Here is a 13,412-nt window from a genome sequence, read left to right as displayed (position 1 = left end):
GCAAAAATGGCGGCCATTATAATGGAAAAAGCCAGACAGGATAAGCAGATCAGCGCCAAAGCACCGATTTCCTGTGTGCATTTGCCCCTCAGCCTGACCATAGCGGATAATGAGATCACTTAACCTGCAGCCAGGAGCGCGCGTGACACTTCGTATTGGCCTGCCCCAGTGGCAGCATTCACACTGGAAACGCTGGGGTATCGAAAGCCTGGCGGACTATGCCCGCTACTTCCACTGCGTAGAGGGAAATACCACCCTCTATGCGCTGCCGAATGCTGAAACGGTGATGCGCTGGCGCGACATGACCCACGATGCATTTCGCTTCTGCTTTAAATTTCCCAACACCATCAGCCATCAGGCGGCGCTGCAGCATAGCGATGATCTGCTGACCGATTTTCTGCGCCTGATGGAGCCGCTGGCCGATCGTATCGGTCAGTACTGGCTGCAGCTGCCCGCCAGCTTCTCCCCGGCACAGCTCAATGACCTGTGGCGTTTTCTGGATAGTCTGCCGCGCCGTTTTCACTATGGCGTTGAAGTGCGTCATCCGGCTTTCTTTGCCAAGGGCGAGGCGGAACGGTCATTGAATCGGGGCCTGCTGGCGCGTGGCATCAATCGTGTAATCCTCGATAGCCGTCCGGTTCACGCCTCCACCTCGCAAAGCCCGGCGGCGCTGGTCGCGCGTTCGCAGAAGCCGAGAGTGCCGCCGCATGCCCTGCGAACTGGCTCGCAGCCGATGGTGCGGTTTATCGGCAGCGACAGCGTGGACGAGAGCGTGCCGCTGTTCCAGATCTGGCGTACTAAGCTGGCTGAGTGGCAGCGACAGGGCGACGCCATGCTGTTTCTGCACACGCCCGATATGGGTCAGGTCTTTCCGCTGGTGCAGGCACTCTGGCCGCAGTTGCAGGAGATCGATCCGGCTATCGGTAACGGACCCGACTGGCCGCAACAGACGTCACTGTTTTGATTGCGTTACAGGACAGCGGGCTGTGCGCCCGTTAGAATCGAATCATTATGGACAGTCGCGGGAGTGGCTATGGTTAGCGCGTTATATGTGGTGATAGGGGCATTGCTGATAATGAAATTCACGCTGGACGTGGTGCGTTACCGTCGGTTCTACCGGGTGGCGTATGGCGATGGCGGCTATCACGACCTGAAAATGGCGATCCGCATTCATGGCAATGCCATCGAAACCATTCCACTGGCGCTGTTTCTGCTGGTGATGATGGAGATGAACGGCGCCGATATCTGGATGGTGCATCTCACCGGCCTGCTGTTCTTTATCAGCCGCCTGCTGCACGCATGGGGATTGCGCAGCAGCGCCATGGCGGGCCGTAAATATGGCATGCTCCTGACGCTGTTTTCACTGTGTGGCATGGTGATTTTCAACCTGATTTATATGCCGTGGGAACTGGTCCTGACGTTCCATTAAGCCAGCCTGGGTTAAGGGGTGCAGCCCGCCCCACTTTCTGCGAGAATAGCGCCCTTTCCGTCGTCTCTTCGGATTTTCGATATGTCTGACCGCGATCAACTCTTCTCAGCGCCCATTGCAAAACTGGGCGACTGGACTTTTGACGAGCGTGTAGCTGAAGTCTTTCCTGACATGATTCAGCGCTCGGTGCCCGGCTATTCCAACATCATTTCGATGATTGGCATGCTGGCAGAACGTTTTGTGACTCCGGACAGCAGGGTCTATGACCTGGGCTGCTCGCTGGGTGCGGCCACCCTTTCGGTGCGTCGCAATATTCATGTGCCGGGTTGCCAGATCATCGCGGTGGATAATTCCCCGGCGATGGTGAAGCGCTGTCGTCGCCATCTTGATGCGTTTCGCGCGGACACACCGGTCACGGTGCTGGAAGCGGATATCCGCGACATTGAGATTGAAAACGCCTCGCTGGTGGTACTCAACTTCACGCTGCAGTTTCTTGAGCCGCCTGCACGTCTGGCGCTGCTGGAAAAGATCTGGCAGGGACTCAAACCGGGCGGCGCGCTGGTGCTGTCGGAGAAGTTCAGCTTTGAAGATGCCGAGGTCGGTGAGCTGCTGTTTAACATGCATCACGACTTCAAGCGCGCCAACGGCTACAGCGAACTGGAAATCAGCCAGAAACGCAGCATGCTGGAAAATGTGATGCTGACTGACAGCGTTGAAGCGCATAAAGCCCGCCTGAAACAGGCCGGGTTCTCGCACGCCGAACTCTGGTTCCAGTGCTTTAATTTTGGATCTCTGGTGGCGTTGAAATGATCGACTTTGGCCGTTTTTATCAGCAAATTGCAGTGGGCCCGCTGGCGAAGTGGCTGGAAGTCTTACCGGCGCAAATCAGTGAGTGGCAGCGTGAAAACCTGCACGGGCACTTTCGTGACTGGTACAAGTCGCTGGAGTATCTGCCGCTGCTGGAACCGCAAAAACTGGACCTGCTGCACAGCGTCACCGCCGACCGCGATGACATCAGCGACCGCCATCGTCAGGGGATTGAGAAATTACTGCGTAACCTGATGCCGTGGCGCAAAGGGCCTTATTTCCTCTATGGCTCCCACATCAACACAGAATGGCGATCTGACTGGAAGTGGGAACGCGTGATACCGCACATTTCCCCGCTTGCGGGCCGCACAGTACTGGATGTCGGCTGTGGCAGCGGTTACCACATGTGGCGGATGATTGGCGCAGGCGCACACCTGGTGGTCGGCATCGATCCGATGCAGCTGTTCCTGGTGCAGTTCGAAGCAGTGCGTAAGCTGCTGAATGACGATCGCCGTGCGCATATGCTGCCGCTGGGCATTGAGCAACTCCCAGCGTTACAGGCGTTTGATACTGTATTTTCGATGGGTGTTCTCTATCACCGTCGTTCGCCGCTGGATCACTTGCTACAACTAAAAAATCAGCTGGTGAGCGGAGGCGAGCTGGTGCTGGAAACGCTGGTGATTGAAGGCGATGTGAATCAGGTGCTGGTGCCCGGTGAACGCTATGCACAGATGCGCAATGTGTTCTTTATCCCTTCAGCGAAAGCGCTGAAAAGCTGGCTGGAGAAAAGCGGCTTTGTCGATGTGCGGATTGTCGATTTTGCTCTGACCACCACCGAAGAGCAGCGCCGTACCGACTGGATGACCAGCGAGTCGCTGGCTGAATTCCTCGACCCCGATGATCCCAGCAAAACGGTTGAAGGCTATCCGGCGCCTCTGCGTGCCGTTCTGGTCGCCACCAAACCTTAATACCCTAGCGGCGAGACAACGCCAGTTTCGCCGCAAATCCAATAAATACACAGCCGGTCAGACGATCCATCCCCTTCAGCACCGTCGGTTTTCGCAGATGGCTGGCGAAATAGTGGCTGCCGCCAATCAGTATCGCATTCCAGAACAGCCCCAGTAGCATGTGCGCCAGTGCCATCAGTGTGCACCAGAGCGTCACGGACGCCCCCGCCGGAATGAACTGTGGCAGAAAAGTGACGTAAAACACGCCAATTTTCGGATTCAGCAGATTTCCCATTAATCCCCGACTGAAGCAGGCCAGATAGCCCTGCTGATGTGCAGGCTGTTCAGCTGTCCCCACGGATTGCTGACGCGGCTTAAGCAGCAGCTTTATGCCCAGACAGAGCAGCCAGCCTGCACCGATCCACTTTAGCAGGTTATAGGCGATTTCAGAGGCCATCAGCAGCGCGCCCAGCCCCAGCCCAACTGCGATCCCCCAAAGCAGACAACCCAGCGTTACGCCAAGGGCTGTCGCCCAGGCGCGTTGCCAGCCCTGCGCAATGGCGGTTCGCAGCACCAGCGCGGTATCAAATCCAGGTGTGAGTGTCAGAATAGTTATCGCAAACAGAAATGAAAAGAGCGTGGCGCTCATGACGATTCTCCGTTATTTCTCCCGGCAAGGGGTGTTCAGGCAGCTTAACAGCCCATGGAGCAGTCATGCGCGGAATCGACTGCCACTCTGAGTGGATTGTGCCAGGCTGGATCGGGTCGAACCATTCATCTTAAGGAGATGTGATTATGAGTAAATTTATTTTTTCATCACCCCGTAAATATGTGCAGGGCGCAGGTGTGCTTGATGAGCTGGGAACGTACCTGACTGAACTGGGCGATCAGGCCTTTCTGGTGGCGGATGACGTTGTCTGGAAGCTGATTGGCGAACGCACACAACAGACATTGCAGTCCGCCGGGGTGAAATTCAGCTGGCAGCAGTTTAACGGCGAGGCCTCCAGTAATGAGATCACCCGTCTCAGTGCGCTGGCGAAGAGCCAGGGCTGTAACGTGGTTGTCGGGCTGGGCGGCGGCAAAACGCTGGACACGGTTAAGGCGGTGGCGGACGAACTTAAACAGCCGGTGGCCATCGTGCCGACCATTGCCTCCACCGATGCCCCCTGTAGTGCGCTATCAGTCATCTACTCTGACAGCGGCGTATTTGAGAGCTATCGCTTCTACAGCAAAAATCCCGATTTGGTGCTGGTCGATACGGCAGTCTGCGCCAGTGCACCTGCGCGGCTCTTTGCCTCCGGCATTGCCGATGGTCTGGCCACCTGGGTTGAAGCGCAGGCAGTGGCGCGCTCCCATGCGAAATCGATGGTCAGCGGCGATCCGACCCTTGCCGGACTGGCGATTGCCCGCGCCTGCGAAGAAACACTGCTTAAGTGGGGATACAGCGCATACATCGCCGTTACCGAAAAACGGGTCACGCCCGCAGTGGAAGCGGTGGTTGAGGCGAACACGCTGCTTTCAGGGCTGGGCTTTGAAAACGGCGGGCTGGCAGCCGCCCACGCTATTCACAATGGTTTTACCGCCATCGATGGCGATATCCATCATCTCACCCACGGCGAGAAAGTCGCCTACGGCACACTGACGCAGATGGTGCTTGAGCAGCGGTCGGATGAGGAAATTGCGCGCTATATTCGTTTCTATCGCAGCATCAACATGCCGACCACGTTGCGTGAAATGCATCTGGAAAATGAAAGCTGGGAAAATCTGGTGAAAGTGGGGGCACTGGCGAACAGTGAGGGCGATACGCTGAAAAACCTCAACCCTCATCTGTCACCGGAAGATATCGCCAACGCCCTGCTGGCGCTGGATGCCTTTAGTCAGATGGTGAAATAAGCCGCCAACAGGCGATCATCCGATCGCCTGTTACTCTTCTGCCGCAGGCTGGTCCCAGTACTCATATTTGTAGGCGGAACTGAGATGGCGCTCAATGGTGCCACGCGTAAAGATTTCGGTTTCATGCAGATAGCTCAGTGTACAGTTGCCAACCTCATCCCAGGACTGACACTCATCGACCGACCGGATAGTGCTAAGCGGTGTGGTCGCAGTGCCGTTGAGCCGCACTTCACGCCACTGGTGATCGTAGGTGTATTCGTCGGTCCCCCGGGCAGAGGTGGTGCGCGTCACCAGACCTTTTGGGTTCCAGTGGTAGTGGAACTCGCCGTTGGTCAGCGGATCGCTGCCACGTGCCACACTCTTCTCCAGTCGTAGCTGGCGATCATACCGATAGGTGGTGTCGGTAAAGCCGCTTTTACCCATGCTGGTAAATCTGTCGGAAGCGCTGGTGATAGTGCCACGCTGGCCTTTCTGCCAGTTAATCGTTCCCTGCCGGTTATCAACCACGACTTCCCTGCCCTCTTTCAGCACTTTTACCAGATACGCATATTCCGCCACCCAGCCGTCCTGTACCCGGGCGATGTGTTGCTCCATGCTGAGGATCACGTTGCGTTCACTTTTGTCGTAGCTGACGTCAGCCACCGTCAGATTGCCGCAGGCGTCAAACTGTCCCAGCACCCGCTTTTGCGAATTCACATCTTTACCAAATTCACCTGCAATCACCTGCTTCACCGCGCCTTTCGCATTTCCGCCAAGCAAAATCAGGGTATTACTGCTGGAAACGGCGGTGTTGTCTGGCCCACATACGCTGGCCGCAGCGCTTCCAGTACTAGCGGTCAGTATCAGGCTTAAAGTAAGAATCTGATTGCGTTTCATAGGGTAAATTCCAGGCGACGTTGCTTTCAGTGTAAACGCTGTGGAGATGAACAGCGGCGATGATTTAAGCCAGCATCGCCTTTTAAACATCGAAAATGCGACAAGGCGCCAGCGTAACGGATAAAGCGCATGTTAAGGATGCCGTCAGGCCTTAAATTCCTGGATGACATTAATTAGTTAGTAAAAGGCAGGCATTTTAACTGAACCGGACGAAACGCTGTCACGGCAAACGGAGCGTGTTTTACACAAACGTGTTTTACACAAAAAGAACCCCAGCAAGCTGTACTGGGGTTTGGTACTTGCAAACACCACGTCAATGATCGGCGTGCTGCGCGGCAAAATCTGTTGTGGTTCAGGCAACCCGAACGGTGCTCATCTGCATCACGCTTTTCATCGCCTCAACCACATCGCCGTCTACGCAGTAGCGGCTGAACTCATCGGTTTCGGCTTCAGAACACATGGAAACACCCGCTTTGCGGTAGCGCATCGGTGACGCCGTCAGGCGACTGGCCGAGCTATGGACTTCATCAATCCCCATGTCGAGAAACTTTTGCAGGTTGCTGAGACGCACGCCCGCACCTGCCATAATGATAGGACCGGTACTGGTCTCATTTAGTTCCCGAAGTAATGCAATTCCGTTTTCAGCGCTCTGCTGCTGACCGGATGTCAGAATGCGCGCTACACCCAAATCCGTTAACGCTTCCAGTGCGCGCTTAGGGCTGTGACAGAGATCGAAGGCGCGATGGAAGGTCACCGCCAGACCGTCACACAGCGCCATAATCTGTCGCATCTGCCCCTGATGAATATGGGCGTCTTCATCCAGCATCCCAATCACCAGACCGGGAAAACCGAGTTCACGAATTAACGCCACATCCGATTTCATCGCCTCGAATTCACGTGCGGTGTAACAAAAATCGCCACCCCGTGGCCGGACAATAGGATGAACCGGAATCGAAACCTCGCGCCGGGCGGCATTCAGCATCCCCGCAGACGGGGTCAGGCCGCCTTCGCGCGGTGCGGCACAAAGTTCAACCCGATCAGCGCCCGCCTGTTGTGCGGTCACAGCGCAATCCACGCCATAGCAGCAAATTTCCAGTGTGGTCATTCTCTTCTCCTTTACATGACTCTGGTTCAAGGCAGATTCATCAGTTAGTCTGGCTGCTGGAATGAGTTTACCGGGAAAGTTAACTATGGCATTCAATTTCGACCAACGGATAGACCGTCGTCACAGCGATAGCCTTAAATGGAACAAATATGCGGACCAGGACATTCTGCCGTTGTGGGTGGCAGATACGGATTTCCGATCCCCTGACTGCGTCATCGAGGCCATTAAGACCCGCGCCGTGCATGGGATTTTTGGTTATGGTGATACGCCGGTGGCGTTTATTGACAGTGCGATAGCGTGGCTCGCCTCACGCTATCAGTGGCACGTTAATCCGGAGTGGATTGTGGTGTTGCCGGGTGTCGTGAGCGGGCTTAATCTCGCCGTGCGTGCGTTTACCGCGCCGGACGAGCTGACGATTGCCCCTACGCCAATCTATCCACCGTTTCGCGGTTCGGCAAAACTGGCAGAACGGGGTCAGCTCAATCTGCCGCTGACGCTGAAACAGGGACGCTGGGTGCTGGATATGGATGCGGCTGAAGATCAGCTCACCGGCAAAGAGCGGCTGTTAATGCTGTGTAATCCGCAGAACCCGGGCGGCACCGTTTATCGGCGCGACGAACTGCAGGCGCAGCTGGAATTTGCGCAGAAGCACGATCTTATCGTCTGTTCAGACGAGATCCACAGCGATCTGCTGCTGGAACCGGGCGCTAAACACATTCCGTTTGCGTCGCTGAGTGGAGATGCCGCTCAGCGCAGTGTGACACTGATGTCACCCTCCAAGAGCTTTAATATTGCTGGTCTGGGTGCGTCCATTGCCATTATCCCTGATGCTGAACTGCGTGCGCGCTTTAACCGAATGCGACGCGGTATTGTGCCGGATGTGGATATTCTGGCGCTCACCGCCGCGGCAGCGGCATGGCGCGAAGGTGAACCCTGGCTGCAGGCGCAGAATACCTACCTGCGAAGTAATCGTGACTGGCTGGTCTCACAGGTTAATAAAATGACCGGTCTGTCCGTCGCCGCGCCGGAAGCGACCTACCTGGCCTGGATCGACGCCAGTGCGCTGGGTGTGGCCAGTCCTGCCCTCTATTTTGAGAAGCACGGACTCGGCTTAACCGCCGGTCGCGAGTTTGGCAATGACCAGTTTGTCCGGCTCAATTTTGGCTGTACCCGCGCGCTGCTGGATGAGGCCGTTGCGCGCCTGAAGCGCGCAGTAGCCGCCCGTATCTAGTTCTGCTCGCTGGCGACAATCTCTTCCAGTCGCCATGGGTGAAACTTGATTGTCGTCTGCCCATCCGTTACCGCCAGGGTCGGATTGGGCAAACGCTCATTCTCGCCCTGCGGTGAGCTGGTTTTAAATGAAATACCCGGCTGCGTCAGCGCGTCATCGGAAAGCAATGCCATCGCGCGCATGCCCAGCGTCTGATGATCGCCGCGCAACACCACTTCAATATGCTCCCAGCCTTCATGGCGATAACGCTTTTCACCCGGCCACGGCAGTTCAACCACATCAACCTGCCTGCCCGCCACGAACAGCGGATCATGTAGTTTAAACAGGCATATCTGTCTTCCGTTGATCATCGCTGCTGAAAATTCAGTACCAATTTGCTGCAGGCCTTGCTGCCAGCGCATCGCCGTCGTGTCCTGATGACAACGCAGCGAAATATGGTCAACTTCCAGATCGTTAAGGCGCAAACCCAGTCTCTGCGCAAAACTTTGCAACGATTCTTCAAAACGTCCTAAATCTGTCTTTAAATCATCCAATTCTGCCGGAAAAGATTGCTCAGCCACCGGGATTCCTCTCTATTTGTTTAGTCTTTATAATCAGTCTGGTTCATTGTGCACCGCGTGCTCCGCGTCACAAAATGGTAAGATTCATCTTATTTGGCCCGGAATTTAACGCAAAACCGTATAATAACATCTTTCATTTCGGATTTATCTCCTGTTTAGGGCCATGAGTTCCTTGATGAAAGCACCTTAACTATATGATTTAAATGATCTTCTTTAATACAATAAGATAACTCTTATTTGAACGGCAAACAATTGCAGCCTCCCCCGCCTTCCTATAAATTTGATCTAACACAACCAAAAGGAATGGCTCTATGTCTATGCTCATCGTTGTCGCTGTCCTGATCGCACTGATGGGGTTTGCAATTTCCCGCCATTGGAAGGTGCGCGAAGATAAAAGCGTAAAGAACCCACGCCGTCATCTGCGACGTCGTTAACGCCTCCGGGAAACATCTTCTTCAGCTCTGTTTCCCCGCTTCATCCAACTGCTGACGCCCATCCACATTTCACGTATACTTTTCCCCTCATTTTTTTCCGTTTTGTCTGTCTTATCCGTTTCGGCCAATTCGTTACGCGATGCGCTCAGGCAAGATGATGACAGCCCGGCTTTTCATCCGGGCGTTGTTCAGCACATGAAGGTAACTCGGTGAATATTCAGGCACTTCTTTCCGCAAAAGTCAGTCAGGCAATGGTTTTAGCCGGCGCACCCGCCGATTGCGAACCGCAGGTTCGCCAGTCTGCCCGGGTTCAGTTTGGAGACTATCAGGCCAACGGCATTATGGCCGTGGCGAAAAAGCTGGGACAGGCACCGCGACAATTAGCGGAAGCGGTAATCCAGCACCTCGACCTGACCGGTATCGCCAGCAAAGTTGAAATTGCCGGACCGGGCTTCATCAATATCTTCCTCGACCACAACTGGCTGGCAAAGCATGCCCGCGAAGCGCTGAGTCTGCCGCGCCTGGGCGTGCAACTGGCCGAACCCCAGACCATTGTGGTCGACTACTCTGCGCCCAACGTTGCGAAAGAGATGCACGTGGGCCACATCCGCTCCACCATCATTGGTGATGCGGCGGTGCGCACGCTGGAGTTTCTCGGACACAAGGTGATCCGTGCGAACCACGTTGGCGACTGGGGTACGCAGTTCGGAATGCTGATTGCGTTCCTGGAAAAACAGCAGAATGAACACCACGCTGAGATGGCGCTGGCCGATCTTGAAGGCTTTTACCGTGAAGCCAAGCGCACCTACGATGAAGATCCTGAGTTTGCCGAGCGCGCGCGCAGCTATGTCGTGAAGCTCCAGAGCGGCGATGAATACTGCCGCCAGATGTGGAAGAAGCTGGTCGACATCACTATGAGTCAGAACCAGAAAATCTATGACCGTATGAACGTGACGCTGACGCGCAACGACGTCATGGGTGAAAGCCTCTATAACGATATGCTGCCTGGCATCGTCTCCGATCTGAAGCAGAAAGGCTTAGCGGTTGAGAGCGAAGGTGCGACCGTCGTGTTCCTGGATGAATTCCAGAACAAAGAAGGGGAGCCGATGGGCGTCATCATCCAGAAAAAGGATGGCGGCTACCTCTACACCACGACTGATATCGCCTGTGCGAAATACCGTTACGAAACGCTGAAAGCCGATCGGGTGCTCTACTACATCGACTCCCGTCAGCATCAGCATCTGGTTCAGGCCTGGACCATCGTGCGTAAAGCGGGTTATGTGCCGGAATCTGTGCCGCTGGAGCACCATGCGTTCGGCATGATGCTGGGCAAAGATGGCCGTCCGTTCAAAACCCGCAGCGGCGGCACCATCAAGCTCTCCGATCTGCTGGATGAAGCCTGGCAGCGTGCCTACACGCTGGTGCGTGAGAAGAATCCGGAGATGAGCGAAGCGGAAGTCAAAGCGCTGGCGGAAGTGATGGGCATCAGCGCGGTGAAATACGCTGACCTGTCAAAAAGTCGCACCACCGACTACATCTTCGACTGGGACAACATGCTGGCGTTTGAAGGCAACACGGCGCCTTACATGCAGTACGCCTACACCCGCGTGCTCTCTGTATTCCGCAAGGCAGGCATTGATGCCGATTCGCTGGATGCAGAGATCGTGATTAGCGAAGAGCGCGAAGCACAGCTGGCAACCCGCCTGCTGCAGTTCGAAGAGGTTATCACGCAGGTGGCTCGCGACGGTACGCCACACGTGATGTGTGCTTATCTCTACGATCTGGCCGGTCTGTTCTCCGGATTCTACGAGCACTGTCCGATTCTCAGCGCAGAATCAGACGCGACTCGTCTGAGCCGACTGCAGCTGGCCGCGCTGACCGCGAAGACACTGAAGCAGGGTCTGGATACGCTCGGTATCGACACCGTCGAGCGCATGTAATCGCTACAACGGAGAGGGAATTCCCTCTCCGTTGCTGACTCCTCACGTTTCCCCTGTTCTCCCTCCACTCTTTCAGCAGCAGGATGGTGCCATGTCTTTAGCCGCGCATCTCATCAGCAGCCACCTTCCCACAATTAAACAGTTACAGTGCTTTCTGGCGGTCGCGCACGAGCTTAATTTTCGCCGGGCTGCAGAACGCCTTAGCATGACGCAGCCTCCGCTCACCCGTCAGATTCAAAGTCTGGAAGATCTGCTGGGCCAGCCGCTTTTCGGGCGCACGACGCATAAGGTCACCCTGACAGATTCTGGCCACGCGCTGGTCACGAAAGCGGAAGCGATCCTGACTGCGCTGAGTGCCCTGAAGCAGGATGCGCAGCCCGCCGCGGCACGACTACGCATCGGGCTGACCCGCACGCTGAACTTTGAACTGATTTCCCCACTTAACCGGCTGCTCGCCGCTTTTCATGCCAGCGATGAGATGGAGATGCCCAGCCTCACTTCGGCTCAGCTGCTGCAGAGCCTGGCGAAAAATAGCCTGGATTTGATCCTTACCGGGGAAAAAGGTCCGGAGGCGGAAGATACCGTCCGGTATGCCTGGGTATACCGTGAGCCACTGCGGATTGCGATGCCGTCAGCACACCCCGCCAGCCTCTCTGAAAACGTTGCGCTGGAGGCGCTGGCTGACCTCCCGCTGTGCTGGTTTCCGCGCAGTGCCAATCCGCAGTTTTATGATAAATGCGAGCGCTACTTCTCCACACTCAGCGTCACGCTGAAACGGGTCAGAGAGCCAGAAGACTCCCTGCTGATGCTGGCGCACATCGCCAGAGGCAAAGGGTTCGCCCTGATGCCGCAGTCAAAATGTACCTTTCATCAGGCAGGCCTCTGTTACCGGCCACTGGCTGACGATGCAGCTAAACAGCTGGCAATTGACGTTTATGCGGCTATTCGCGCCGATGAAACCAATGCGGCAGTTGTTAATGCGCTGATCGCACTCTCGCAGCCTGATGAACCCGAAGCCCCCGCCCATCCGCGCGTCTAAGTCGCTGTACTATCCGCACCAATAGTACCTGAAGCTCGCTGATACCTTTTTTGCATGACCGAAAGAGCAATTCATTGCTTTCACGCCGGGTGAAACAATCATCTCTCACTTACGAGGAGAGACAGATGAAAAAGCGATCGTTAACTCAGGGTCTGGAGGTCAGCGCCATCGGTTATGGTGCGATGGGGCTCAGCGAATTTTATGGTCAGCCCGATGACCGCCATTCCCTCCAGCTGCTCAGCCGGCTGCGTGATCTGGATATCACCTTTATCGATACTGCAGACCTTTACGGGCGCGGCCACAACGAGCAGTTGATAGGCCAGTTTCTTGCCGGATTGAGCAAAGCCGAACGGCTGAAATTCACCGTCGCCACCAAGTGTGGCATTGAGCGTCCGGCGGAGGAGGCTTATGCCCGCACTATCAATAATCAGCCCGACTACCTAACCCGCAGCTGCCATGCCTCTCTGAAACGGCTGGGCGTTGAGCGTATCGATCTCTTTTATCTGCATCGCATCAGTCCGGCGACACCGATTGAGGAGAGCATGCAGTGTCTCAGCCGTCTGGTGCAGGAGGGAAAGATCGCACGGATTGGGCTGTGTGAAGCATCGGCTTCAACACTGAATCGGGCGCAGGCGATCCATCCGCTGGCCGCGCTGCAGACGGAGTATTCACTCTGGACGCGTGACATCGAAGAAGAGATTCTCCCTATGGTGAAAAAACTCGGTATCGGACTGGTGCCCTATTCGCCGCTGGGCAGAGGATTCCTGACGGGTAAATACCGTAAAAACAGCGATTTTGCCGAGGGTGATTTTCGCAAAAATAATGACCGTTTCCGGCAGGAAAATATCGATCACAATCTCCAGCTTCTTAACGCGGTGACGCCACTTGCTGAGAAATATCACGCCACCACCGGACAGATTGCGCTGGCGTGGTTGCTGGCACAGTATGAAAAAATTGTGCCGATACCGGGCACCAAACAGATTGCTTATCTCACTGAGAATGCGCACGCCGCGGATATCAGGCTGGAAGAGGACGACGTGCGGTTACTGAATACGATACATCAGCAGATTGAGGTCAAAGGCGGTCGCTATTCTGAGGAGGGAATGAAGGGAGTTAACGCCTGAAGACACATTGCGCACTTGCGCACCGTG

14 protein-coding genes are annotated in these 13,412 nt (G+C 55.5%); 10 read left to right on the top strand and 4 right to left on the bottom strand.

Annotation, left to right across the window (positions count from 1 at the left end):
- The first annotated feature begins 142 nt into the window (after positions 1-142).
- The 4 genes from ACTJKZ_RS03330 to cmoB all read left to right on the top strand — a co-directional run bounded on the left by ACTJKZ_RS03330 (position 143) and on the right by cmoB (position 3,204).
- A complete protein-coding gene (locus ACTJKZ_RS03330) occupies positions 143-964 on the top strand; it encodes a DUF72 domain-containing protein (protein WP_253418902.1) in 822 nt (273 codons plus the stop codon).
- Positions 965-1,033: 69 nt separating this feature from the next.
- On the top strand, positions 1,034-1,429 hold the full coding sequence (locus ACTJKZ_RS03325) for an MAPEG family protein (protein ID WP_161733130.1): 396 nt from the start codon (positions 1,034-1,036) through the stop codon (positions 1,427-1,429).
- A gap of 81 nt (positions 1,430-1,510) precedes the next feature.
- Complete coding sequence (gene cmoA / locus ACTJKZ_RS03320) at positions 1,511-2,239, top strand: carboxy-S-adenosyl-L-methionine synthase CmoA (protein ID WP_440829217.1); 729 nt, start codon at positions 1,511-1,513, stop codon at positions 2,237-2,239.
- Complete coding sequence (gene cmoB / locus ACTJKZ_RS03315) at positions 2,236-3,204, top strand: tRNA 5-methoxyuridine(34)/uridine 5-oxyacetic acid(34) synthase CmoB (protein ID WP_440829216.1); 969 nt, start codon at positions 2,236-2,238, stop codon at positions 3,202-3,204. Before cmoA ends, cmoB begins: the two co-directional genes overlap by 4 nt.
- Positions 3,205-3,208: 4 nt before the next feature.
- Here cmoB and ACTJKZ_RS03310 read toward each other — a convergent pair whose 3' ends face one another.
- On the bottom strand, positions 3,209-3,832 hold the full coding sequence (locus tag ACTJKZ_RS03310) for a LysE family translocator (RefSeq protein WP_440829215.1): 624 nt from the start codon (positions 3,830-3,832) through the stop codon (positions 3,209-3,211).
- Between the two features lie 146 nt (positions 3,833-3,978).
- On the opposite strand from ACTJKZ_RS03310, the gene ACTJKZ_RS03305 reads away from it, so the two are divergent.
- Positions 3,979-5,076 (top strand): glycerol dehydrogenase, encoded by a 1,098-nt coding sequence (locus tag ACTJKZ_RS03305; RefSeq protein ID WP_161733136.1) that lies wholly within the window; start codon positions 3,979-3,981, stop codon positions 5,074-5,076.
- A gap of 30 nt (positions 5,077-5,106) precedes the next feature.
- Here the strand turns inward: ACTJKZ_RS03305 and ACTJKZ_RS03300 are convergent, their stop codons facing one another.
- Positions 5,107-5,952 carry a hypothetical protein gene (locus ACTJKZ_RS03300; RefSeq protein WP_161733138.1) on the bottom strand — a complete coding sequence of 282 codons (846 nt, stop codon included), beginning with the start codon at positions 5,950-5,952 and terminating at the stop codon, positions 5,107-5,109.
- A 352-nt stretch (positions 5,953-6,304) separates the two neighbouring features.
- The gene (gene cutC, locus ACTJKZ_RS03295; RefSeq protein ID WP_161733140.1) at positions 6,305-7,057 is read right to left on the bottom strand and encodes a copper homeostasis protein CutC; all 753 of its coding nucleotides are present in this window, start codon (positions 7,055-7,057) and stop codon (positions 6,305-6,307) included.
- 85 nt (positions 7,058-7,142) lie between these two features.
- Between cutC and ACTJKZ_RS03290 the strand changes: the two genes are divergently transcribed.
- Entirely contained in the window at positions 7,143-8,288 is a 1,146-nt protein-coding gene (locus ACTJKZ_RS03290) for a MalY/PatB family protein (protein ID WP_440829214.1), read from the top strand.
- On the opposite strand, the gene ACTJKZ_RS03285 is transcribed toward ACTJKZ_RS03290, so the two are convergent.
- On the bottom strand, positions 8,285-8,848 hold the full coding sequence (locus tag ACTJKZ_RS03285; protein WP_161733145.1) for a VOC family protein: 564 nt from the start codon (positions 8,846-8,848) through the stop codon (positions 8,285-8,287). The two genes, ACTJKZ_RS03290 and ACTJKZ_RS03285, sit on opposite strands and share 4 nt — an antisense overlap.
- A 311-nt stretch (positions 8,849-9,159) precedes the next feature.
- On the opposite strand from ACTJKZ_RS03285, the gene ACTJKZ_RS03280 reads away from it, so the two are divergent.
- The 4 genes from ACTJKZ_RS03280 (at position 9,160) to ACTJKZ_RS03265 (ending at position 13,385) form a co-directional block, all read left to right on the top strand.
- Positions 9,160-9,282, top strand: a complete 123-nt coding sequence (locus tag ACTJKZ_RS03280) for a hypothetical protein (RefSeq protein WP_009089698.1) — start codon at positions 9,160-9,162, stop codon at positions 9,280-9,282.
- Positions 9,283-9,491: 209 nt separating this feature from the next.
- Positions 9,492-11,222, top strand: a complete 1,731-nt coding sequence (gene argS / locus ACTJKZ_RS03275; protein WP_222925368.1) for an arginine--tRNA ligase — start codon at positions 9,492-9,494, stop codon at positions 11,220-11,222.
- A 91-nt stretch (positions 11,223-11,313) separates the two neighbouring features.
- The gene (locus ACTJKZ_RS03270; protein ID WP_440829213.1) at positions 11,314-12,261 is read left to right on the top strand and encodes a LysR family transcriptional regulator; all 948 of its coding nucleotides are present in this window, start codon (positions 11,314-11,316) and stop codon (positions 12,259-12,261) included.
- A gap of 125 nt (positions 12,262-12,386) precedes the next feature.
- Positions 12,387-13,385, top strand: a complete 999-nt coding sequence (locus ACTJKZ_RS03265) for an aldo/keto reductase (RefSeq protein ID WP_440829212.1) — start codon at positions 12,387-12,389, stop codon at positions 13,383-13,385.
- Positions 13,386-13,412 lie beyond the last annotated feature (27 nt).

Source organism: Pantoea sp. 22096 (genome assembly GCF_052045955.1).
In the GTDB taxonomy this organism is placed as follows: domain Bacteria; phylum Pseudomonadota; class Gammaproteobacteria; order Enterobacterales; family Enterobacteriaceae; genus Pantoea; species Pantoea alfalfae.
This window is presented reverse-complemented; position numbering and strand designations above follow the sequence as displayed.